General features: G+C 41.1%; 17 protein-coding genes and 1 pseudogene. 6 read left to right on the top strand and 12 right to left on the bottom strand.

Going from position 1 to position 25,006, the window contains the following annotated elements:
* Nucleotides 1-45 precede the first annotated feature (45 nt).
* The 3 genes and pseudogenes from COJ96_RS13135 to COJ96_RS29220 form a co-directional block, all read right to left on the bottom strand.
* Nucleotides 46-900 (bottom strand): MurR/RpiR family transcriptional regulator, encoded by an 855-nt coding sequence (locus COJ96_RS13135; RefSeq protein ID WP_098573942.1) that lies wholly within the window; start codon nucleotides 898-900, stop codon nucleotides 46-48.
* Nucleotides 901-923: 23 nt separating this feature from the next.
* Nucleotides 924-1,832, bottom strand: coding sequence for an N-acetylmuramic acid 6-phosphate etherase (gene murQ / locus COJ96_RS13130; protein WP_098573940.1), 909 nt, complete (start codon nucleotides 1,830-1,832; stop codon nucleotides 924-926).
* Nucleotides 1,833-1,980: 148 nt separating this feature from the next.
* Nucleotides 1,981-2,844 (bottom strand): annotated as a pseudogene (locus tag COJ96_RS29220) (HAD family hydrolase).
* Between the two features lie 455 nt (nucleotides 2,845-3,299).
* Here COJ96_RS29220 and COJ96_RS13115 point away from each other — a divergent pair.
* Nucleotides 3,300-3,626, top strand: a complete 327-nt coding sequence (locus COJ96_RS13115; protein WP_098573937.1) for a hypothetical protein — start codon at nucleotides 3,300-3,302, stop codon at nucleotides 3,624-3,626.
* Nucleotides 3,627-3,708: 82 nt separating this feature from the next.
* Here the strand turns inward: COJ96_RS13115 and COJ96_RS13110 are convergent, their stop codons facing one another.
* Nucleotides 3,709-4,506: an EcsC family protein gene (locus COJ96_RS13110; protein ID WP_098573935.1), complete on the bottom strand. Its 798-nt coding sequence runs from the start codon at nucleotides 4,504-4,506 to the stop codon at nucleotides 3,709-3,711.
* Nucleotides 4,507-4,761: 255 nt separating this feature from the next.
* Between COJ96_RS13110 and tagU the strand changes: the two genes are divergently transcribed.
* Nucleotides 4,762-5,694 carry a polyisoprenyl-teichoic acid--peptidoglycan teichoic acid transferase TagU gene (tagU, locus tag COJ96_RS13105; protein ID WP_098573933.1) on the top strand — a complete coding sequence of 311 codons (933 nt, stop codon included), beginning with the start codon at nucleotides 4,762-4,764 and terminating at the stop codon, nucleotides 5,692-5,694.
* A 64-nt stretch (nucleotides 5,695-5,758) separates the two neighbouring features.
* Here the strand turns inward: tagU and scpC are convergent, their stop codons facing one another.
* The 7 genes from scpC to COJ96_RS13070 form a co-directional block, all read right to left on the bottom strand.
* The gene (scpC, locus tag COJ96_RS13100) at nucleotides 5,759-7,279 is read right to left on the bottom strand and encodes a succinyl-CoA:acetate CoA-transferase ScpC (protein WP_098573931.1); all 1,521 of its coding nucleotides are present in this window, start codon (nucleotides 7,277-7,279) and stop codon (nucleotides 5,759-5,761) included.
* A 132-nt stretch (nucleotides 7,280-7,411) separates the two neighbouring features.
* The gene (locus tag COJ96_RS13095) at nucleotides 7,412-8,056 is read right to left on the bottom strand and encodes a LytTR family DNA-binding domain-containing protein (protein ID WP_098573929.1); all 645 of its coding nucleotides are present in this window, start codon (nucleotides 8,054-8,056) and stop codon (nucleotides 7,412-7,414) included.
* Between the two features lie 121 nt (nucleotides 8,057-8,177).
* A complete protein-coding gene (locus COJ96_RS13090) occupies nucleotides 8,178-9,803 on the bottom strand; it encodes a mannitol dehydrogenase family protein (protein ID WP_098573927.1) in 1,626 nt (541 codons plus the stop codon).
* A 23-nt stretch (nucleotides 9,804-9,826) separates the two neighbouring features.
* Entirely contained in the window at nucleotides 9,827-11,260 is a 1,434-nt protein-coding gene (gene uxaC / locus COJ96_RS13085; protein ID WP_098573925.1) for a glucuronate isomerase, read from the bottom strand.
* 17 nt (nucleotides 11,261-11,277) lie between these two features.
* Nucleotides 11,278-12,813, bottom strand: a complete 1,536-nt coding sequence (locus COJ96_RS13080; RefSeq protein ID WP_098573923.1) for an MFS transporter — start codon at nucleotides 12,811-12,813, stop codon at nucleotides 11,278-11,280.
* Between the two features lie 124 nt (nucleotides 12,814-12,937).
* Entirely contained in the window at nucleotides 12,938-14,038 is a 1,101-nt protein-coding gene (gene uxuA, locus COJ96_RS13075) for a mannonate dehydratase (protein WP_098573921.1), read from the bottom strand.
* 54 nt (nucleotides 14,039-14,092) lie between these two features.
* Nucleotides 14,093-14,785 carry a GntR family transcriptional regulator gene (locus COJ96_RS13070; protein WP_098573919.1) on the bottom strand — a complete coding sequence of 231 codons (693 nt, stop codon included), beginning with the start codon at nucleotides 14,783-14,785 and terminating at the stop codon, nucleotides 14,093-14,095.
* A 560-nt stretch (nucleotides 14,786-15,345) separates the two neighbouring features.
* On the opposite strand from COJ96_RS13070, the gene COJ96_RS13065 reads away from it, so the two are divergent.
* A complete protein-coding gene (locus tag COJ96_RS13065) occupies nucleotides 15,346-16,980 on the top strand; it encodes an ABC1 kinase family protein (RefSeq protein ID WP_257148509.1) in 1,635 nt (544 codons plus the stop codon).
* A 288-nt stretch (nucleotides 16,981-17,268) separates the two neighbouring features.
* Nucleotides 17,269-18,144 carry a processed acidic surface protein gene (locus COJ96_RS13060; RefSeq protein ID WP_098573915.1) on the top strand — a complete coding sequence of 292 codons (876 nt, stop codon included), beginning with the start codon at nucleotides 17,269-17,271 and terminating at the stop codon, nucleotides 18,142-18,144.
* 105 nt (nucleotides 18,145-18,249) lie between these two features.
* Here the strand turns inward: COJ96_RS13060 and COJ96_RS13055 are convergent, their stop codons facing one another.
* Nucleotides 18,250-19,191 carry a hypothetical protein gene (locus COJ96_RS13055; protein ID WP_098573913.1) on the bottom strand — a complete coding sequence of 314 codons (942 nt, stop codon included), beginning with the start codon at nucleotides 19,189-19,191 and terminating at the stop codon, nucleotides 18,250-18,252.
* Between the two features lie 212 nt (nucleotides 19,192-19,403).
* Here COJ96_RS13055 and COJ96_RS13050 point away from each other — a divergent pair, with 212 nt between their 5' ends.
* The gene (locus tag COJ96_RS13050) at nucleotides 19,404-20,690 is read left to right on the top strand and encodes a helix-turn-helix domain-containing protein (protein ID WP_180230105.1); all 1,287 of its coding nucleotides are present in this window, start codon (nucleotides 19,404-19,406) and stop codon (nucleotides 20,688-20,690) included.
* A gap of 288 nt (nucleotides 20,691-20,978) precedes the next feature.
* Complete coding sequence (locus tag COJ96_RS13045; protein ID WP_098573909.1) at nucleotides 20,979-24,707, top strand: S8 family serine peptidase; 3,729 nt, start codon at nucleotides 20,979-20,981, stop codon at nucleotides 24,705-24,707.
* The last annotated feature ends 299 nt before the right edge of the window (nucleotides 24,708-25,006 follow it).

Genomic DNA, 25,006 nt, shown 5'->3' with positions numbered 1-25,006 from the left:
TAAATCTACAAATGGAAAAGTGTTCACATCACCTCCCAAAAAGGACTATTTCCCATCTTTAATAAATCGGATCGCTTCTCTTGTTTTATCAATGGAATGAATCGTATCCTCATATTGGACGGTTGCCATCGACAAGAACAAAATATCCATGATATATAACTGCGCAAGGCGTGAAGAAGTAGCTGCACTTCGAAACGGAGCTTCTCCAGAGTACGCCGTAAACAAGTTAATATCAGCCAAAGCAGAGACCGTTGATTGCCCATATTTCGTTAAACTAATTGTTTTCACGCCGCGTTCTTTTGCAAGTGCCATAACTTTAATGACTTCAGGTGTTTCGCCTGAGTGGGAGATCCCAAACACGAGATCCTCCTTATTGGCATTAGCAATTAATGTGGCAACAAGATGTGTATCCGTAAAAGCGGTTGCATTTTTATGAACCCTAAGGAGCTTTTGCTGGGCGTCCTTTGCGATAATGCTTGAAGCCCCAATTCCAAAAAAATGAACATTTTGTGCAGCAGACAAGGTGTGAACAGCACGTTCCAATTCATCAAAATTAATCATTTCTTCCGAGTCGCGGATGCTTTGGATACTATTGCTTGTTGTCTTCTGGGCGATGGAGAAAAACGATTCACCAGGCTCAATGTCCCGGTACCCTTGCTCCACCGGTTTCACAAGATCGCCTGCAATTCTTACTTTTAAATCCTGAAATCCATTTAAGCCCAAAGATTTACACAGTCTTATCACAGCTGCACCACTTGTACTAGCCTTGGAACCGATGTCATGGACGGTACTGTTTAATATCACTTGAGGATTTTCAAGAATCAGTTCAGCAATTTTCCGCTCAGAAGCTGGAAGCTGTTCCAACATATTTTGAATCATTTTTAATCCGCCTGCTGCCACACCAAAGACCACCTTTTTTAGAATTACTCTTCTACATGTTGGATTGCCTTTTTCACATACCCATTTGCTTCTATTAATAATTGTTCTGCTTTTTGTTTCGACGTATTCGTCTTAATCATAACAATGGCCGTTTTGACTTGAAGATTGGAGGCTTCAAGTGTTTCCGACGCCTGTTCATAGGAAACCCCGGTAATTTTACGAATGATTCCAATCGCCCGTTCCTTTAATTTCTGGTTACTTACATGAACATCAACCATTAAATTCTCATAGGCTTTTCCTAAAAGAATCATCGAAGAAGTTGAAATCATGTTTAAAATCATCTTATGAGCGGTACCTGACTTCAATCGTGTCGAACCAGTCAGGACCTCTGGACCGACAATAACTTCAATTGCTTGGTCGGCTTCCTGACTAATTGCCGCATTTCTATTGCAAGAAAGGGCAACGGTTTTCGCTCCAATGCTTCGTGCATATCGAAGCCCCCCGATAACATAAGGTGTGCGGCCGCTAGCTGCAATACCAATGACCGTATCATCTTTCGTCAGCCCGATTTCCTTCAAATCATTCACACCGAATTCCGGCTGATCCTCCGCTCCTTCAACCGCTTTTAAAAAGGCGCGCTCTCCTCCTGCGATAAGTCCTTGGACCATTTCAGGGTCTGTGCTAAAAGTGGGCGGGCATTCTACTGCATCGAGAACCCCTAATCTCCCGCTCGTGCCTGCACCACAATAAATCAGGCGTCCGCCGTTCTTAAAGGATTCAACCACAAATTGGACGGCTGCTTCAATATCCGGTAAAACATCCTTGACTGCTAGTGCGATTAGTTGATCCTGCTCATTCATAATTCGTAAGATGTCACTTGGACTTGCTGTATCTATCTGCATGGACTGTTCGTTGCGAGATTCAGTCGTTAATAATTCAAGATTTTCTGTCATGATCGTTGTCCTCCTGTAAGTCTTTTCTGAGGTGAAAACGGTTACCGTACGTTTATTATATTCCGTTTGAAATTTTATTTCAAGTAATTTATTAAAATAGTGAAATGGTATTTCAAAACACTATTTCACTCTGAGATGATCTAGGGTCTTATTCAAACAAGTAACGACGAATCGCCTTTGCGACCCCTGCCTCGTTATTATTTCCAGTCACCCGATCCGCTAATTGTCTCACCTTTTCAGGTGCATTTCCCATCGCAATTCCGAGGCCGGCAGCTGAGATCATCAGAGCATCGTTAAAATTATCACCAATCGCTGCCGTTTGTGAGAGCGGGATTCCCAACTGCTCAGTAAGTTTAACCAGGGCAGATGCCTTTGTTACACCACTGGGGGTAATTTCTAAATTGATAAAATTAAAACTGCTGCTAATCTCCATTTCTACTGCCTGTTCCTTAAGCCGCCGGGTAAACTCCGGGAGCTTATTCCCATCATCAAATACAGCAATTTTTGTAATGCTCCGCTCCTGCTCCTTTAGGTACTGGTAAAAGTCATCGACGACCTTCACCTAACATTTCTCCCGAACCCTCTGGCAATGTTGCGGTTCTCCCCCAGATGCTTCCAGGGCGGGGATGTTATTTTCAATCCATTTCTCATTCCATTTAGTCACCTCAGGGACGAGGAGTTTATCCCCCTCATAAAAATGCGCATAGATGCCCTCCGTCTCACATATTTCCCAAAAGGTCATCAGTGACTCATATGGAAAAACGGATTGCTCGCGGATTTCGCCATCCGCATCCAGCAGAATCGCCCCATTATAAGCAATAATTGGCTCACCGCTAAGCCCAATTGTCCGGGCAATCCATTGCGTGGATAGCGGGGAGCGTCCGCTGCAAATGACGACCTTGCCACCTCGCTTGCGGTACTCATGAATCGCCTCGATTGTTTCCACATCAATCTCTTTTTGATCATTTAATAACGTGCCATCTAAGTCTGTTGCTAGTAGTCGATACTTCACTATGTAATCCTCCTCTGTAATATTATTGTATTTTATATTTTTAATAATATTATTGAAATTAAATTTCAATATTACATTGTATCTATTTTTCAGACATTGGTTGCAAGTTCTAAATAATTAATAAAATCTAAACGAATTATTCATAGTTTGTTCATTATTTGGGGGTAAGATTAGTACATGAAGAGGACAAGCACTTACCTTTCTCTTTTTCAAAAACCCCCTTTAATATATTCTGTTTGGATCTGGCACTCGGCCGGATCTATTTTTTTGGAGAGAATCTTTATCTGAAATTTTCGAATAATTTTACTTTTACTTTTGATGTTATTATGAAATAATTTGTCGAAATATGAGAGACGTTTATTACCAAGCAGTTAGAAATCTCTATTTAAATGCATTGATATACCAATATCATTTACTTTTTTGCTAATATTTTTACTATTAAATTCGGTGTTCACATGAAAAATCCACTATGTTACTATCAGAATGGGCTTGGAATTGTATTATCATTAGAAGACGAAAAAGATGGGAATCAAGTCATCATGCCTTCCAAACCAAAGGCAGTAAAAAATAATTTTACGAGGTGTATGATGAAAACAATGGAACGAACTCAAAAGGAAAATATGGAACTTTTAAAGGAAATCGTTCAACTTAAAACAACACTGAGCGAAATTTGTAAGCAAGATGGACCAAGCAGCTCGGAATACATCAATCTTTCTATCAAACTTAATACACTTATGCATAAATATTTTGAGGAAAAAGCAGAAATTCTCGTTAGCATTTAATAGGTTTGAATTAAAGTTTTGACGGGATCCCATGACTCTCGCCAAAAGGGACAGCAAAAATATGCTGTCCCCTTTTTTATACCTATTTTTGTTCCAATCTCTCAAGAATCCTTCTTTTCCGGTAAAGCATAATTCCCGTCTCCGCAAGGTCGTTAATCATCGAGCGATTGGTAAATGCCCCAAAAATCATCCCAGCGATAGGCACCATCTGAAACAACTTTTTCCATCCAAACTGGTCCCTGTATGTATATACCACTTCACGCCAGCCCTGCAGCTGCGACATCATTTCACTGGACCCGCTCCCTTGCTGATAGTAGCTGGAAAGCTCATTCAGAATCGCTCGTTTACCAACAATATCCGCCGATGAAAACTGCAGACATTTGATCATAAAAATACGTTCGCTTTTCTCATTGGGATCATACCCATGGAGGATGGCGATTTCCTGCAGTGTTTTTAAGGAGATACCCATTAACGCCGGAACATCGAGTGCAAGCGTAAAAATCCCGCCAATTCCTGTGCTTGCTCCTTGGATGGCCGCAAACTTCTTCCGTTGCCCGGTTAGCTCCTGACTCAACTTATCCATAGTAACTAACGGGATATCCTCAATATCCGATACCTGCGTGATGGGCCGGCCCGTTTCTTTTTCAATTTTTTCAAAGAGTTTATGTTCTTTCATTAAATAGCTGCCGCCATTCTGAATATAGGAGCCGATTTCTTCTAGCAAATTGCCAACTTTGTTATGGATGAATTGGGGAGTTATTTTATCAAGAATCTTAAATGGAAGTCTGCCTAGTCGATCCCAAATCCACAGATCGCTCTGATCATTTTCCCACTTCTCAATGACCTTTAGTTCGTTTAACAAATCTTCTCGTGTTTCCATGTAATGCGGTCACCCTCGTTCGTTTATTTATGAATACATACGTATGAGATGGGGAAAGGTTTCACGGCTGATACTTCGGGGATAGTCATAATCAACCAGAATACTGCGACTTAATTCATTATTACCCCCATTTTCCCACCCCTAATTCCTAGGAGTTCCGACACATTTTGACAATAGCAACGGAAAACCGACGACTTTCGAACACTTTTATCGTATGATATGAACAACTGATTGTGATAGTTTGGAGGTTTATGAATGCGATTGAAAAAAAGGAAACGAAAACTTAGAAAATGGGTAAAGGTGACCGGCACAATCCTTCTACTACTGTTAATTGGCGGCGGAATCTATGGATCCACTGTCTATAAATCTTTCAAAAATGCTGTGGCTGCGATGCATCAGCCGATGGAACGTGAAAAATCTGAAAAACGTGAGGAACCCGTTTCGCTTAAGGAAAAAGATCCTTTTTCGGTTTTAATGCTTGGTGTGGACGAGCGAGAAGGAGACTCAGGCCGCTCTGACACCATGATTGTATTAACCGTTAATCCCAACAATAATTCCGTAAAAATGCTAAGCATTCCACGCGATACTCGAACTGAAATTATTGGAAAAGGGACGGAGGATAAAATTAACCACGCCTACGCCTTTGGAGGGATCCCCATGGCGCTAGATACCGTCGAAAACTTTCTGGATATACCAATTGACTATTATATAGAGGTTAATATGAAAGGCTTCACGGGGATGGTCGATGCCGTTGGCGGTATAACGGTCAATAATGACTTAGATTTCACCCAAGATGGATACCATTTTCCTGAAGGAGAATTGACGCTAAACGGTAAAAAAGCGTTGAGCTATACAAGAATGAGAAAACAAGACCCTCGAGGCGACTTTGGCCGGCAAATAAGACAGCGTCAAATTATTGAAGGGGTAATTAAAGAAGGAGCAAGTTTATCCAGCTTAACTAAGTTTTCCGGTATATTTGCCGTCCTTGGCAAAAATGTAAAAACAAACCTGACGTTTGATCAAATGGTCGCTATTCAAAAAGGTTATAAACATGTTGGATCATCCATTGAGCAAATGGAGATAGAAGAAGAAGGAACAAGAATCGATAACATTTATTATGGATTGGTTTCAGAAGAAGAAATTCAACGGGTTCAAAAGGAATTAAAGTCAGAACTAGAAATTAAGTAAATAAAAGCTGAATGGAGATTTTCTCCATTCAGCTTTTTTTAGAGATACCAAACCTTTGCAAATGTTAAACCTCTAACGTTTCTAATACCGCTTCAAGCATCGTTCCATTTTTGGCATAATTCGTATGCCAAGAAAAAGCTTTTTCTAAAACATGAGGAGTTTGCCCGCCTCTTGTTAGTGCTTCCTGGTAATAGGCTCGCAGCTGATCACGATACATTGGATGCGCACAATTCTCAATAATCTTCTCCACCCTTTCCCTTGGTGCCAATCCTCTTAGGTCAGCATATCCTTGTTCGGTGACGATCACATCAACATCGTGTTCAGTATGGTCTACATGAGAGACAAAAGGCACAATGCTTGAAATATTACCGGCTTTTGCAATGGATTTAGTGACAAAGATAGCTAGACGGGCATTTCTTGCAAAATCTCCAGAACCACCTATACCGTTCATCATTCTTGCACCTGAAACATGAGTGGAATTGATATTTCCGTAGATATCCAATTCTAAAGCCGTATTTATGGAGATTAATCCCAGGCGGCGAATGATTTCGGGATGATTCGAAATTTCCTGCGGGCGCATCATTAATTTATTACGATACTGTTCAAAATTGGAAAATACCTGCTGGTGTTTTGCTTCAGAAAGCGTGATGGAGCAACAAGAAGCAAAGCGTACTTTTCCAGCATCCATTAGATCAAACACGGCATCCTGTAACACCTCCGAATAGACTTCCAAATCTTCAAACTCTGAATCTAACATTCCATGCAGCACAGCATTAGCCACCGAACCAATACCCGATTGTATTGGCGCTAGACGTTCCGTTAATCGGCCTGTCTTTACTTCTTTTCGAAGAAAATCTATTAAATGCTGTGCCATGATCTCCGTATCTTCATCTGGTGGAACAATTGTCGATGGCGAATCAAGTTGGTCTGTAAACACAATCCCCTTTACTTTTTCAACATCAATCGGAATGCCAATCATTCCAATTCGATCATCAGGTTTAACGAGCGGAATAGGAAGCCTTGATCCTTGTTTTCCAGGTTCATATAAATCATGCAATCCCTCTAGCTGTGGAGATTGAGCCATATTGATCTCAATAATAATAGACTTGGCATTTAAGGCAAACGATAAGGAATTTCCAATCGAAGTGGTTGGAATCACCATTCCATCCTCCGTTACTGCAACCGCTTCCAAAATAGCGACATCTATATTCAGTACATCGGACCGAATCAACTCTGCTGTGTGGGACAAATGCTGATCAACAAATAAAAAGTCCCCCTGATTGATTCCTCTTCTCATAGTGGCATCGGCTTGGAAAGGCAATCTTTTTCCTAAAATCCCCGCTTCAGCAAATAATTTATCAACATCGGACCCTAAGGAGGCTCCTGTATAGACATTGACTTTAAACCATTCATCATCCTTTACTCGGTTGACCAACGCCACTGGTACCGCTTTCACATCACCTGCACGTGTAAACCCACTTAAACCCAACGTCATTCCGTTTTCAATCCAGGCAGCCGCTTCTTCAGCAGTAACCACTCGATCTCTTAGACGAGAATCTCTTATTCGCTCCACATATTTCTCCATAAACAAATCCCTCGCTTCGTAAATAAGTATTATCATCATTTTACCTATTTACATCATCAAGATAGGAAATTATGGAGTATGATACGAAATATTCTGATAAAACAGCAAATTTAAGCTCTAAAGCAGAGATATCTAGAATCCTAGAAGTTTTCGAAAATAACTAGAGTAGGACTGGCTAACGGGTACCCGCTCACCATTATCCATAGAGAGCAAAAAGGTCGAATGAGTATCAGGATGAATCTCTTTAATATGATTAACATTCACAATAAATGAGCGATGGCATCTAATAAAGGAATCCTTCGGAAGCAGATATTCAAATTCTTGTAGGGAGTATTTATGAGTGCCTGACACCACTTCTGAATAAACACTCGTCTTCTTATCTTTGGATTCTAAATAAACGACCTTTGAAAAAGGAATAGGAATCCAGCCATCCAATGTTTTCACGGTAACGACCGATTTCCCATCTGTTAAAGCAGGATAAATAGCTGTTACACACCCCTCAAGCTGTCCATTATGTAAAAATGGCACCGCCATTCCATGATAAGGAATACCAAAAACATCCCGATTAATAAACTCAGAGACCTTTTGACCCGTCACCAATGCATTATGGGCAATCGTCCCTTCCTTTACAGGGTCGCCAGGGCTAATTTTCAAATCAATTCGTTTACTTGGCCGATAGTAGATATATTCTTTTGTATTAGAAACCGCAATGGATATTTCATCTGAAAATAATTCACCAATGGTCTCAAGCAGCGACCCTAAAGTTATATCTTTCATACGATTAACACCTCATTCATTATTATACTACTATCGTGAACCCCAAGCTAAACTGAATCAGATTTATAAAAAAAAGTGACTCAAAAACTTGTTGTCCAAGTCTCTGAGTCACTTCTTTCCGTTATAGATGGATTTGATAATGCAGCGTCGACCTTACTGCACCTGGTCCTTTGATCAGCTGCTTGAAGAATTCTTCTACTTTTTCCCCCAAGCCAACTTCATACAAATCTATTCCAAAAATTCTTTGGTTGGAAAGAATTGGGCGTAAATGAGCACCGACTGAATTTACGTTACCAAATTCTACATTTTTCAGATAGAACTGCAAATCTTCTAAAAGAGGATCCGGACTAATGTTCATTTCTTTCCCCGCATCGTTTATGCCCAACAGATAGCGGCACCAAGCAGCAATCGTTAATGGGATAAATGATAAATCATTGACATCTAGGTCTTCTCTTTCTAGATATAATTTAATCGTTTCCCCAAAGCGAATTCCCAGCTTCTGCGACGTATCAGACGCAATTCGCTGTGGTGTATCGGGAATATTAGGATTTGGAAAACGGACTTCAATGACTTCTTTAATAAATTCCATTGGATCAATAATTCCAGGGTCAGTGACAACTTTCATCCCTTCATCATAGCCGATTTTTTCTACTAATGCTTTTAAATCAGCATCCTTCATTTCATCCGCAATCGAGGTATACTCAAGTAAGCAGCCAAAGATTGCTAAGGCGGTATGAAGGGGATTTAAACAGGTACACACTTTCATTCGTTCGACAAGGTCGACCACTACTTGGTCGGTAAAGTAGACGCCTGCTTTTTCTAACGCCGGTCTTCCGTTTGGAAAACGGTCCTCAATTACGAGGTATTCAGATTCCTCGGTATTCACAAATGGAGCCACGAGCGACCCATTTTTTCTTTTTGGAATGAGTTCGGCACTGCCAAATCCGATGTCTTTTAACTTTTCTTGTACGGTTACAGAAGGAAGCGGGGTAATCTTATCGATCATACTCCAAGGGAAGGTGATTTTCGATTCATCATTCAAATAATCGATAAATCCCTGCTCAACCACACCATTTTCCTTCCATATCGAAGCAACCGTCATAATAGCCTCTTTCAGCTTATCTCCATTATGGGAGAAATTATCTGTACTTACGAGTGCTAACGGAGCTTTTCCACAATTGTATCTCTCATGTAAAAGTGATGTCAGCAAAATCATCGTATGTTGACTCGGCTTATCCTGTCCCTGCTCGATTTCTTCACGAAGCGACGCTCGAATCTCCCCATTCATATCCTTTAAGTCATACCCTTTTTCGGTGATGGAAAGGGAAATGAATTGCAGGGATGGATGACTTGCCACTTCTTTTAAACGCTGCCATGAGGATGGACCGTTATAAGTAGCAATACTTTCAGCCACACTTGCGATTACTTCCATATCTAATGAGCCATCCGCTTTCATGACAACATCGAGGCTTAAATTATCATAAGGTTGATAGATTTTTTGAATCAAGGCATCATCGAAGGTGGAAGCTACAATGATCCCTTTATTGGTTTCATTCTGCTCAATCAAATGCTGCTGTAACACAGAATGGAAAGCTCTAAAAAGATTTCCGCCGCCGAAATGTAACCAGATCGGTTCCTTTTTCGTTTCTTCCCAGACTTCTTCAAAATTAAAGGCGGGAGTCTTAATCCCGATCTTTTCAAATTGATCCTTATTGGTTTTTAGCTGGTCTTTTTCTAGTAATAGCAATGCTGCTCCTCCTTCTTCCTTTATTACGGCATCGGCACCAGTGAAGACTTGAGCTGAAAATCAAAGTATTCAAGTGCGTTGTTATAGGAAATATCCTGGACAAATTGACCTAACCATTCTATATCATTTGGGTATTCTCCATTTTCAACCCAATTACCGACGATATTACAAAGGATTCTTCTAAAGTATTCATGGCGGCTGTATGATAAAAAGCTGCGCGAATCGGTCAACATGCCGATAAATCGGGATAGTAAACCAAGATTACCAAGGATTTTCATTTGAGCAACCATGCCATCCATATGATCGTTAAACCACCAAGCCGAACCAAACTGTACTTTAGATGGGATTCCGCCTTCTTGGAAATTACCAGCCATCGCTGCCAGCACTTCATTATCTTTCGGATTCAAGCTATAGAGAATCGTTTTTGGAAGCTGCTGATCTTGATCAAGCTCATCCAACAATCGCGAGAGAGGAACAGCAATGGGCTCATCCCGGAAAGAGTCGACACCGACATTCGGCCCAATCGCTCGGAATAAACGAGTGTTGGCACTTCGCAATGCTCCAATATGGTATTGCATAACCCAGCCGCGCTTGTGATAAGCCATACCAAGTCTTACAAGTAACTGCGTTAGAAATTGATTATTTTCCTTCAATGAGATCGGCTCGTTATTCAAAGCCTTTTGCACAATGGCATCGAGTTCTTGTTCCGTGGCTGTTTCATAGACAACGGTCTCGATACTGTGATCGGATAATTTACAGCCCATTTCCGCAAAATAATCCATTCGACTTTCTAACGCATTGATTAGCTGGGTGAAATCAGTAATCTCAATCCCAGTCAGTTTGCTTAGCTTGCCTACATAATCCGCCCATGGCTGCGTCTGTTGAATTGCCATGACAATGTCCGGCCGAAATGCCGGTAAAACCGTGGTAGAAAAATCGGCATCCTCTTGTAACAACTTATGATAACGCAAATCATCAATCGGATCGTCAGTTGTCCCGATTAACGCCACATTTGATTGCTCGATTAAACTTCTTGCTGAGAAATTTTGGCTCTGGATCTTCTCATTACAGGTTTCCCAAATTTCTTTGGCCGTCGACCCTTTTAAGACGGTATCGACATTAAAATATTGTTTCAACTCCAAATGAGTCCAATGATAGAGCGGGTTTCCCATCAATTTTTCAACGGTTTCAGCCCATTTGAAAAATTTTTCGTAATCCTCCGCTTCACCCGTAATGTAGTATTCTTCCACTCCATTGGCTCTCATCGCCCGCCATTTATAATGGTCGCCGCCCAGCCACAATTCGGTGATATTTTTATATCTTTTATTTTCATAGATTTCGCTTGGATCTAAGTGACAATGATAATCATAGATTGGCATTTTAGCAGCAAAGTCATGATAGAGCACTTTTGCTGTTTCTGATTGAAGCAAGAAATCTTTGTCCATAAATGCTTTCATTTGATTCGCCCCTCTTATTAATTCGCTTTTGTACGAGGATAGTCAGCTGGTGTGCGGCCGCCCCATAGCTTTTCATATTTATAACCTGTAAGTGCTTCGACCACTTCTTTTGTTTTCGGATTCACATCTTCTTTACGTCCATTGTTTTTCAAACGGCTAATTTCATCCACAAGAATTCCATGTGTTTCTTTATTTAATTTAAAGGTAAAAGCTGTAATTAATGCAACAAGAAGTAGTCCAACCACCCCAATTAGCATGATACCTAAGATCGTATGAACCGCACCTTCTGGTTGGGTTGTTGCTTTTTGAACAAAACCTCCAGCCTCCAAGATGGCCCCAACTAAGAAAGTCGCAAGTGCGACAGAAGACTTTCTAAAGAAGGTCATAACAGAAGCAAAGATCCCTTCGCGGCGTTGTTTCGTAATCATTTCGTCTACATCAGGAATAAATGGGAATACGTTCCAAGGTACAAACTCTAACATACTTCTTCCAATTTGATAGACAAAGGAAATAATTCCTAACGTAATAATTAAGTTGCTTGGATGGAAGTAATAGACTGCCCCATATCCAAATACACAAAGGATCATTGTTGAATAAGAAATTTTTGCTAAATTAGCCGGCCCAATCTTGATCATTAAAAATCCATAAATAATCGCGCCAGGAAGTCCGATAATACTAAAGGAAAGTAAATTGGCCGCAACTTCTGACGTACTATGCAATGCATAAACACAGTAGAAAACAAACACAGCGTTAAAGGCATCTTTAGCGGTCATCGAGCAAATATAGATCAGTAAATGTTTGCGGAAACTTTTTACTTTAAACGTAGAAGCAAAATCAACAATCGTTTTGGAAACAACTTTTACATTTTCAGCAAAGCTCTTCTTCTCTTTCTTTTGTGTCGCAAATTGCGCCATCTCTTCTGGAGAAACCTCTCTTTCCCATGTGGAGCGGAAAGAAATATAGATACAAACAGCAAAGATGACAGCAAATAGGGCACCGTTAACCAAGAATGCCATCGGATTATCTTGTCCTAATACTCCAAATAATTGACCTGGAATAAAGGTGGCCAAAAATGTACCTGTACCTGATATAAACATTCTTGCCGTTGATAATTTCGTTCTCTTATTAAATTCTGTTGTCATTTCTGAAGGTAATGTTTCCCAGGGGATTAAGATCATAGCTGCGATGATTTCAAAAGCTAAAAACGTCAGAAGGTAATAAAAATAGTTCATGCCTGTTACCCAAAGTAATACGTATACAAGCATTAACGGGGAGCCCAACAGTAAGAAAAATCTGCGCCTTCCATATTTTCTACCCAATTTAAATTTAAAAAAGTTATCCGAAAAGCTTCCCATGAACAAACTGACGACGGCATCCACGATCCGGGCGATCGCGATAATGGATGCCGCTTGAACCGGTGACAAGCCAGCAAACGTGGTGAAGAAGAATAGCAGCCAAGCCCCAATAATGGTAAAGGCTCCTCCACCCATCATATCGGTTAAACCAAAGCCAATACTAGTTTTTAGCGAAATTTCCTTATTCTTTCTAGGCATGATAACGCCTCCCTATAATTATGAGAAATATAAAACAGAACCAGGTAAAACGCTTTCATCAGCGATATAAGAAAAGGAACGATTTCTTCATGTTCCTTCCTTACTTCTTGATAGACCACGAAGCTTAAACCGTTTGCATTGTTTTCTTAGGAGCTGCTCCATTTTTCAATAACACATTTGTATCCCAAGCACCTTGTAAATACATGGCGCCTAACGCACGATCATATAGGCCATATCCTGGTCTGCATACTTCATCCCAAATATGTCTGCCATGGTCGGGGCGAATATACCCATCAAATCCATTTTCATAGAGGGCATTTACGATGCCTGTAATCGGTAAGGAACCATCTTCAACGCGGTGGGCGGATTCAATAAAACTGCCATCCTCAAAATGTTTTACATTGCGAATATGGGCAAAAGCGATCCGATCGGCGAAGGAGTTGACAATATCCACCAAATCATTCACAAGATTTCCGCCTAACGAACCAGAGCAGAAAGTTAACCCATTGGCTGGACTATCCACTGCACGTAACAGCCGCCCAATATCCTCTTTGTTTTTGACAATCCGCGGTAAACCAAAAATAGAGAATGGCGGATCATCCGGATGAATGGCCATCTTAATTCCACATTCTTCTGCCACCGGACAAACTTCCTTTAAGAAGTAAGTTAAGTTTTCTAATAAATCCACTTCAGTAATATCCTTATATAAGTCAAAGAGACGCTGTAAATCTGTTAATCTTTCAGGCTCCCAACCTGGAAGGGTGAAGTCTTTTTGGTTTTCTTCCATATTCTTTACGACTTGTTCTGGTGTTAATGCGAGAACTTTTTGTGCATCGAAGAATAAGGCGGTGCTTCCATCTTCCATCTCTTTAAATAAGTCGGTCCGGAACCAATCAAAGACTGGCATAAAGTTATAGCATACGACCTTCACACCAAATTGGCTTAAATTTTTCAGGGTTTGTTTATACGTCTGAATATAGTGGTCTCTTGTAGGCAAACCAAGTTTAATATCTTCATGAATATTAACACTCTCAACCACTTCGGTATTGAATCTGTACTCTTTTGCTTGCTTTACTATTTCTTCAATTCTTTCAACCGGCCAAACCTCTCCGACGGGCACATCATGCAGCGCCCAAACGATCCCTTTGATTCCTGGAATCTGGCGGATTTGTTTTAATGTAATGGAGTCATTGCCCTCTCCGTACCAACGAAATGTCATTTGCATGTTGTTCTCTCCCTTGTGAGCGCTTTCCCGCTTCTCAAAAAATAAATATGCTCTCTATTCTTGTGTATAAAAATATTCTGGAAATGCTTGAAGTAAAATGTCTTTCTCCGATAACATCAGTCGCAAATGTTCCTTCATCAGCGCTTCTGCTTTTTCTTTATTTTTTTCTGAAATGGCTTGATAAATTTCTTTGTGATGCGCCAGTAATAAATCCCAGTCCAAATTTTTTGTATCGATGATTCGTAACATTCTAAACCGATTGAGATGACCGGCCATGTTTTGAATCATTCGCCAGGTGCGTTCTTTTCCACAAGCGATAAATAGCTCCTTATGGAAATTTTCATCCAAATTAGTAAATTTTTCAATTTGTTGTTTCTCTATATGATTACTTACAAGATGCTCTTGCATTTTTAAGTTGACTTCTAAATTAAAAGCAGATTCTTCCGAAACGTGTTCACAGCATAATCCGACAATATTTGTCTCAATGACCTCGCGAACAAATCGGGCCTCTTCGGCAAGCTCCAAATTAATTAGCGAGACGAAGGTACCACTTTGCGGGATGATGGTTAACAATTCTTCCTGGGCTAATTTTAAAAAGGCTTCTCTGATCGGCGTCCGACTGACATTCAATCGGTCTGACATCGTCTTTTCAGAAATCTTTGTACCAGGAATTAATTTTAATCTTAATATTTCTGCTTTTATTTCTTCATACGCAAATTCTTTTGCATTTACAGTGTTGTTTACCATTCGTTATCCTCTTCTCTTTTCTATACTGCACATAGTATATCAAATGAGAATTATAAGATGTACCTCCTTTTCAGGTATTACCGACATATTAATATACTAATATGGTAGTTATGAGCTCATTATAAAGCGCCCTCCATTTTTTTGCAAGCGTTTTCTGTAGTTATTCAATGGAGCGGCAACTTTTGCAAATGATTTAGATTGGTAGATTTCATTTATTTAGTGAGGCGCGGTGCGGTGCGGCCCGGTGCGGTCCGGCGCGGCCCTATTCGTTACCGTTTACCACCTTTTATGACTTGGGCGGGCACAATTATCGGCTATTCGTTACCGCCTACCACCTTTTTTAACCTAAACGGGCACAATTAACCCTTATTGGTTAACATTTACAATCTATTATTCATAAATTCCCCTCCAAATTTTAGTCACAATAATATTTTACGGTGATGACAAAATGTTAAAATAAAATAGAAGAAATTTACATCACACTATTATGAGTGACCACACTAGTACTGAAACTTACCATCTATCAATATCGTTATAAACAGTGAAACTTTAAAGGGATTGTGGGGATTCGGATGAAGACGAAAAATAAACTAGTGCGGATGTCAAAGGTCCTTTCTCTTGCCTTTAGCATCTTCCTGCAAATTTATTGGTATAAGATTCGCCGTAAACCGAAAGCGGAGTGGGAAAAACTCTGGGGGACCATCGGAGAACGGTTTCGCCAGACTCTATTTGATTTAGAAGGCTTGCTCATCAAACTGGGACAAATCCTCAGCACGCGTGCCGATTTGCTGCCACCTGCCTTTATCAGTCAAATCGAAGACATGACAGATAAAGTCCCCCCTTCGGATTGGAGCGAGATTCAGGAAATTTTAGAAAAAGAATGGGGACACTTGTATCAGCAACACTTCCAATCGATTGAAAAAACGGCGATCGCTTCGGCATCAATTGGCGAAGTGTATAAGGGCCTGCTCCTTGATGGCACCGAAGTGGCCATCAAAGTTAAACGCCCGCATATTGATTCCATTGTCGACACCGATTTTCGGATTCTAAGTATTGTGATGTGGTTTGTGGACCACTTAGTCCCTCTTCCGAAGGGTTTTATGAATTTTAAAGTTCTTTTTAAAGAGGTAAAGCAAGTGATTGTACGCGAACTGGATTATTCCCTGGAACTGAACACCATCCTGAGCTTTAAAGAGCGCTTCAAGGAGATGGATACCGTCCATATTCCGTCAGTGTATGCAGAATTGAGTACCGCGAATGTGCTGGTCATGGAATGGGTTGAAGGATTACGGCTGACCAATAACGACGCCATCGACCAATTACCCGTGAGCCGCCAGGAACTAGCTCAACGGCTGATGAAGGTCTTTCTCCCTCAATGGATGGAGCCTGGCCCCTTCCATGCCGATCCCCATCCCGGCAACGTTCTGGTCTCAAAGGAAGGGAAAATCATTTTACTAGACTTCGGAATGGTCGGAGAACTTTCGAAAAAGGATGCCGGTTATTTCCAAGGATTAATTGAAAGCTTTCTCGCTAAAAACTACCCAAAGGCCGTCGATTGCTTGTTTCATTTAGGCGTTTTGCTCCCTGAAGCAGAATCAAGAACAATCGAGCGAATTTTAGCGGAATTTATCACCTTTCAGCCGGCCCAATTAAAAGAAATGGACCTGCTCGCTTTTAAGATGGAAATTAATGATATGATTCAAGCGCTCCCCATTCAAATTCCCACCAGATTTGTCTTTTTAGGCCGTTCCGTTGTCACGATTGAAGGAATAATCCGTAACTTAGCGCCAGAGGCAGAGATCTTAGAGTTAGGAAAACCTGTGTTTATGGAGTGGTTAAACAAGCAAGGGAATAATAAATGGCTGTTCGTCTGGCAATGGCTCCAATCACAGCCAATCTTCAAAATCTTTCACTCCATAACCGAATTCCTGAATGCCCCGCAAAAATTGGAGCAGTTAAAGGAAGTCGAACAGCGCAGGCAATTCCAATTCACCATCTATGAAAATACGAAAAAGCAATTATTCCAGTTAACCCTCTTCGGGATGACAGGCATAGCCGCCGGACTCTATACCTCAAACGACCTCATCTGGCAGCTGTCCGCAGGAGTCGCGGCGGTCTCGCTTACAGGGTATATCGTTTGCAGTTATAAATTGAAGAAATGGATGAAATATATGCATGAGAAACGGAGAGTTTAAATTTAGGGGAGACCAAAGGGAAGGTTCTGGCGGCCCTAGCAACTTCAAATCTCCAATCATCATCTTCGCCACCTACTATACAAGACCGATATGGCATGTCAATTTGGTTTACTTTGAATCGCTTAACTAACTTCAATATTATTATTGTTCATAGCAATCAGTTGATACCCAGTATTTTAGAAAAATGAAGGGAATATCCTTGTGAAGATTTATTAGAAATTATTTGCATTTCTAATATGGTTCAAAAAGGGGAAATTATTAATGCAACATCTATAAAGGAGGGTACTAATGGTCAAAATAAAACTTATGCTAATAGGCTTTCTTTTACTCCCATTCCTTTTCAGTGCTTCCTCTGCTCAAGCAGCTCCGTCTGAAAATGAAATAAACAAATATATAGCCGATATAGGATGGACGAAACAAGAATTTCTGGAGTATATTGATTACTACGAAATTCCTTTAGATGAATATACAATGGCAGGCCTAAAAGAACTCCTGGGTCCGCCCATTAACTCGAAAAATTATCAGGATTTACTAATCAAATATGGTCTAACTGAAAAAGAACTAAATGACTTAATGGACCATTTTGGAGACTCGGTAAAAGAATATAAGTTTATCAACGATTTGGATTCAACAGTTGAATTTTATATTAGTGCCGATAAAAGTATGGCGGAAGTAGAAAAAGCATTATCGGATACGGGCATAACAGAAGAAGAAGCAGAGAGATTTTTCAACTATTTAGCGGAAGTGGAAGAAAAAAATAAAGACCAACTAGACCAAATGACAACAAACGATACACTGTGGGAACATTTAATGACTGTAGAAGATCCTTCCCAACTAAGCGATGAAGACCTTGATGAGATGGTTCGTTTATTAGAGCAAACTATTGCCCTGTATGAAGTTAAAGTGAACTTTAAAGCTGACGGTAAGGCTGTAACTTTAAAGGATTTACTAAAAATGAAAGAACCTCCAGGCACTTTATATGGCAGTATCTATAGTACTTCAGGGGAACTGCTCATCGATTTTAACATCCCTAGAGAGTATTTTGAATCGATGGAAGCTATTGTAGATGGGGAAGACATGATTCATTTAGGTGAGATTTCAGATGATTATGTAGACCATATGCATGAAGAGAAATATGAAGATGCTCGAAAGGGTTTAAAATAATTATTTTAGAATGAACATAAAGCCTTTCTCATTAAAAGTGAGAACGGCTTTATTTTTATTTTTTACTATTTGTGTGCTTTAAAGAACAGTGCAAATAGGCATCTTTTAGAACGCACTTACAATTCTTTTTAAATTTGCCAAATAAGCCTTTTTATCTGACATAAGTAAAAGAAGTGAGCCTCTACAGCTAATCGACTCTGCTTTAATGGCTTTTTTCTTTTCATCCATCAAGGTTAAATCGCACTTTCTTGTTAATCTGTTGCCAGGAAACATCTTTGTAAGGATATACTTATCATGTTTGCCATACCCTCCCCTAAACAGAACGTAATCTTCATACACGATAAAGCCATCTGAGCCCTCTACATTTGGTTTAAAATAATCAATACTGCCTTTGTAATACCTTGCTAACTCAAAATCAGTATAGTAATAAAACCACACTTCCTCATCAGACATCACATTAAGCGCATAACAGTCACTAATGAAGTGGGGGTCCATATTTGGATACTTATACTGCTCGTTCCCGTGAGAATCCCATGCTCTAAGTCCATAGCTTCCAATCGGTTGGTTCCAGCCATTGTTTCCGAAAATACCTTCATCGAAATAAGAAGTCCAGATGTTGTTCCCTTGTGTGACATACAAGTTTTGGATCCCATCTCCAAGAAGGAAGGCATTCACTTGGTTTCCACTCATATCAAAAACTCTGGCATTGCGATCAAAATCTCCGTTTTCGTATAAATGTGAACGTGCACAAACCAAGAGAATCTGGTCATGTTCCATAGGTTGAATGTAATGATAATTCCACTTTTGGTTTTTCAGGACCACTTCTTTTTTCTGCCCTTTGCTGAGGATGATCGCTTTATAATCATGTCGATCCGCTGTTTGTACTGGAGGGAACATCCCATCTATATATTCAGGAACTTTATTTACTGCAAGAATACAAATTTCACCCCTTGGCCCAATGGAAGAGTCAACAAGGGTATATCCGTCAAGGTCTTCCTCAAAATTATAAGCCAGCTCGACTTGGTGTTTTATGGTTTTCTTTAGCATGGTTTCACCTCTTTCAATACCTTTATATATTCTCTGCGATTTTTCAATTTTCCTTTTCCTGATGTAAGAGGACACGCTTCACAGTCACGTAAGCCCCAATAACTCGACGACTCCAATGGTATTTTCGCATCTCTTAGCCTATTTCAATTAGCCCAAGGATAAATATAATAATAGAGAGCAAGACTTCGATGATAGGAGAGTGGGTTCGTTTTATGTCAATTGGAAAAGTGATTTATTATCATCGCAGGAAGCAGAATAAGACGCAGGAACAGCTGTGCCAAGGTATTTGCTCGGTGACGCACTTAAGTAAAATTGAAAACAATGCCAAAGACGCCAATCCGAAAACCCTTCAAATGTTATGTGACCGGTTGCAGATTTCACTAGAAGATGAGAGCAAAAAAAGCCAGAAATTGCGGCAGAAGCTGGATTTATTTTACGAGACGATGGAAAGGCACCACCAAGAGAAAGCAACCATTCTATTTAATGAGTTACTGCAAGAAAAAGAATATATCCAATGTACGGACATGATTTATTTATACGAATTATATAAGCTGCGCTATTTTTTGCTATTAAATGACTTTTCAACCTTTAAAAAGTCTTCAGCAGGCATTCATCGCTATGTGTCAAAATTTTCTCCCTTTGAAGAGTATGTCTGGAATCTACTTCAGGGCATTTATTATGGAAAAGTGGAACAATTTCCACAGGCTTTCCTCTATCTTTCCCGTGTCGAAGAGCAGGCAGAGCAATATGAAACCAAGATTACAGAATACTATTATTTTCGAGCGGCCTTGCACGGACATTTATGCCACTATTCTTTATCAATTCATTATGCTTACAAGGCCCTGCGTGTTTTTCAAAATACCAACAACTTTTTGCGGATTGTTTATGTCAAAATGATTCTCGCCGTGAATTTCATCCATATCGGTGAATTTGAAAAGGGCAAAGAAATACTGGAGCAAATTTTAAATGATACGGACATCCTGCCGGATAAAGAAACAAAAGAGCTTTCTTTACATAATCTTGGTTTTTTGCATTATCGACAAGGGAAAATCGAAGAATCACTAGACTATTACTTTCAAGCGCTTCATCACAAAGAGAAAAACTCAGCTTCTTACTATATTACCATTTCCTCTCTGGCAGAGGCTTTGATTGCGGATGGTCAAAACGAAAAAGCGATGGAAATATTAAAGGGGGCGTTAGAGTCAATTCACGATCAAAAATCCCCACGTTATATTGAGTTAAAAATCCTTTATTTGGAGGCAGCTGGTTCCCAAAAGGCGCTGATTACCTATTTAATCAACCAGGGGCTGTCCATTATTGAAAATCATCTGTCCACAAATCGCGGAAGTAAATATCTCCAGCTCATTGCTTCTTATTATGAAGAAAAACAGGATTACGCCTCGGCCAATCATTATCTTCATATTGCCAACCAGCACCTGAAGAATCAACTATTCCATATTGGGTCTCCCGTTGAATTAAAAACTGCGAGAGTACGATAGATTTACACGACAATTGCCTCGCCGCAATTGTCTTTTTTTGTCGAGTTGCTCAAATTGTCCCAAGTTGAGGGCTTCATTTTGCTAGAATTCACACCCCTTTCCTTTAAAAATAACATCGACATTCCACTCCCATCCCCCTCTAAAAATCAGAATTTTCCCGATAAACAGTCTAGTAAATCCGCTCTATACTTTTTAACTAGAAAGACCCTTAAAAGCCCACACCCATTTTTAAAGGAGGATTGTGAAATCTAGTAAACAAAAATTTTTTAGTAGAGGAGAAAATGAATCATGAGGAAGCCAACCTTTAAGAAATACTTTGCAGCGATGATGACCACAGCACTGATAGCCGTTCCAACAATTCAGGCGTTTGCCGATGACACGACCAAGAGTTCCTTACCTGCAACAACTGCGGATGTACAGGCCTTGAATGTGTTAGCAAATAAGGACAAACATGTGATTACGCTGATTACTGGCGATGTGGTCACGGTGACAAATCTAGCAGATGGAAAAAGTGTCATTAGTGTGGAACCGGCTGATCCTGCACAAAGTGGAGCACGGATCTTGACCCTTGCCAAGGATACATATGTAATCCCAGATCAGGCGATGCCCTATTTAGCTTCCGGCTTATTAGATAAAGATTTATTTAACATCACATCCCTTATTTCAGACGGGTATGATGATGCCAGCCAAAACACATTGCCTGTCATCGTTCAATATGCACCATCGAAAACGAAGTCATCTGCCTCCAAACCTGCTCCGAAAGGTTCTAAGAAAACGCATGAACTGGAGAGCATTCACGGAGCAGCACTTTCTGCTAATAAAAAGGAAGCAAAGAAGTTCTGGCAAGATATTACGAAGAATACTCAGCCGTCTAAAACTTCAAAGGCGGTGCTGGCCCCAGGCATTGAGAAGATCTGGCTCGATGGCAAAGTGGAAGCCACACTCGCACAAAGTGTTCCACAGATTGGGGCACCTGCGGCCTGGAATGCGGGGTACGATGGCAAAGGCGTTAAAGTCGCTGTCCTTGACACCGGTATTGATTCAGAGCATCCCGATGTAGCAGGTCAGTTAGAAGAAGCCGTGAGTTTCGTTCCTGGTGAAGATACGCTCGACCATCATGCACACGGTACCCATGTTGCTTCTACTGTACTTGGAACAGGAGCAGCTTCCGGAGGTCTCAACAAAGGGGTCGCACCAGGAGCCAGTCTCCTCGTAGGGAAAGTGCTTAATAACGATGGCTTCGGTCAGGATTCTTGGATTATCGATGGAATGGAATGGGCTGCACATAAAGCCAAAATTGTCAGCATGAGTTTGGGAAGCAGTGAGTCAAGTGATGGCACTGACCCGATGGCTCAAGCTGTCAATAACCTAAGTGCAGAAACAGGTTCCCTGTTTGTTATTGCGGCCGGGAACACAGGTGCTGAAGGCATTGGCTCACCAGGAGCGGCAGATTCTGCCCTTACAGTCGGTGCGGTTGATAAATCTGATCAACTTGCATGGTTCTCCTCTAAGGGACCACGGTTTGGCAGTTCAGGATTAAAGCCTGATCTTACCGCCCCTGGTGTAGGGATTAAAGCGGCACGCTCCCAATATGCTTCACAAGGCAGCGGCGATTATTTGACGATGGATGGTACATCAATGGCCACACCGCATGTGGCCGGTGCAGCAGCGATTCTCTCCCAGCGTCATCCTGATTGGACTGGAGCTGAATTGAAAGGTGCTCTAATGAGTACAACCAAGAAGCTCGACGATATTAAACCATTTGAGGGTGGAACTGGACGCCTTGACGTGGCGGCAGCCACATTGGGCACTGTTCGTGCAACAGGATCATTGGATTTTGGCTTCTTTGATTGGCCGCATGAAGGGGATGTCCCTGTCCAGAAGACGATTACGTATACGAATGATGGCGATCAGGAAGTAACTCTGGACCTGTCAGCAGACTTTACAGATGGCAGTGGTTCAGATACCCCTGCTGGATTGCTTAAACTTTCAACAAACAAAGTAACAGTTCCAGCGAATGGAAGTACAGAGGTAACGGTTACCCTTGATCCGCAGCTTGGTGCGCTCGGTTCCCGTTATCAAGGACAGATCTCTGCTAATTTAGATGGCAAAACCGTAGCGCATACCGCGTTAGGGATGATTAAAGAAGAGGAAAAATATCCTCTAACCATCAAAGCAATTGACCGTGATGGGTCCCCCGCCCTTGCTTACATTAACGTCCTTGGTCCGGATGGTGATCCGCAGTTTATTGCTGTCGACGGAACAAAGGAATTACGACTGGTGCCTGACACCTATTCCGTGATGTCCTTGATGGATGTCGATACTGATACGGATCACGCCGGAGTGGCATTGGTCGGTGACCCTGAAGTTAAGCTAGATGGACCTAAAACCGTGGAGCTTGATGCCCGGAAGGCAAATGAAATCACAGCAAAAGTTCCAAAAGAGAATGAAGCTAATTTTAGAAAAATGGAGTATTTCCGCACGATTGACGGGAACCCGGTCAATGACATCTACCTTATGCCGGTGTGGATTGATAAAATGTACGCTGCTCCAACGAAGGCTGTAAAAGATGGCGAATTCACAATGAACACACGCTGGCGACTAACAGAACCAGTATTGACCATTAACTTTCGCGGCCAAGTATTGGATGATATCCCTCAGGCAGGAAGCACACTTCTAAATGGTAAATACAATCTGGATGCCGTTTATGCTGGCAAAGGTACACCAGAAGATTACACGGGTCTGAATGTGAAGGATAAAGCAGTGATCGTGGAACGCAGTAACGACGTATCAGGTGCGCAACGTGCCACAGCAGCGACTGCGGCAGGTGCGCAACTGTTAATTACCGTAAACGATGGACCTAAAGAATTGAGTGAATGGTCCGGAACGGAAAATTATGAAGATGTTCCAATCGCAGTTGCAGCAATTAGCGGAACAGAAGGTGCAGAGTTGATTAAGGCTGCTCGTTCTGGAAATGCGAAACTAAACGTTAACGGAAATCCTGATAGTGACTACGTGTATGATTTGATTGACAATCATGATCATGCCATTCCAAAAGATGTAACCTATGCACCTAAGCCTAAGGATCTTGTAAAAATTAATACCCAGTATAAATCAGACCGCGAAGCACCAGGCAGGGAGTTCCGCTGGGATATCCCGGCATATCGCCCAAATGGAGTAGGCTACCAAATGAAGCTATCGCTTCCATCGGTACGAACCGAATGGGTGTCGGCTCAAGAAGGTACATCCTGGTACCATCAGGCAAGTGTAATTGATGCAGAATGGGAAGTACGTCAGCCAGTGGCAAAATATAAACCAGGCCAGAATTTAGATGAAGAATGGTTTGCTCCAGTTGTTCGGCCGCGCTTGGGTGCTGGTTTCAGGGTACCATATCGTACAAATAACAGCTTTACATTCAATATCCCTGCGTTTGCTGATTCAGGATTAGGACACACGGGAGCAGATACAGAATACCCGGGACCACAAACACTTAAGTTTTATCAGGGTGATACGCTTGTGAAGGAAGCAAAAGGACAGGCGCTATACTCCTTTATACAGCACCCGGCTGAAAAAACTCAGTACCGATTAGTGAGTGATGTTTCCCGCGATCCGGAACGTTGGAATACTTCCGTTCGTACCCATACCGAGTGGACATTCTGGTCTAAACAGCAAGAAGAATGGAAGACAGAATTACCTCTGCTTTCACTAGACTATAAGGTCGATACTGACATGAACGGGGATTCGAAGGCTGGCCGCACCATTCAACTCGGCTTGAATGCAGTTCAGGTCCCTGGTGCACCAGAGAACGGCAAAGTGGATGGTGCTACTCTAGAAGTTTCTTATGATGAAGGCCAAACTTGGAAAAAGGTAGATTTGGTTCGTGATGCTAATGGCTGGACAGCCCAAGTTACACATCCAAAAACACCTGGAAGCTATGTCTCCCTCCGCTCCAGCGCCTGGGATGATGCAGGTAACACCATCAGTCAGGAAATTATTAAGGCTTATGGGTTAAAGTAATATATTTAAAAGGCGTCCTATGAATTTTGATTAGGATGCCTTTTTATTTGAGGATTTGATTTGTAAGGATTCTTTGTACGAAGTGTAGAAGGAAATAGTCGAAATATGCGGGATTATTTCGCAGGAAATATTCTATATTTCCTCATAATTAGAGGGGTTCAGTTGAAATCCGTCCTATTTTGCCAAATATTTTCAAAAATACACAAATTATTCATCAATTCAGCATATAACCACTTGTATTTTAATATTTTCTTTGATTATATTATTATGGGAATATTTCACCTTGACGAAATTTTAAA

It is taken from the genome of Bacillus sp. AFS073361 (assembly GCF_002567005.1).
Lineage (GTDB): Bacteria > Bacillota > Bacilli > Bacillales > Cytobacillaceae > Neobacillus.
Note: the sequence above shows the minus strand (reverse complement) of the source record. Positions and strands in the feature narration are given on the sequence as shown.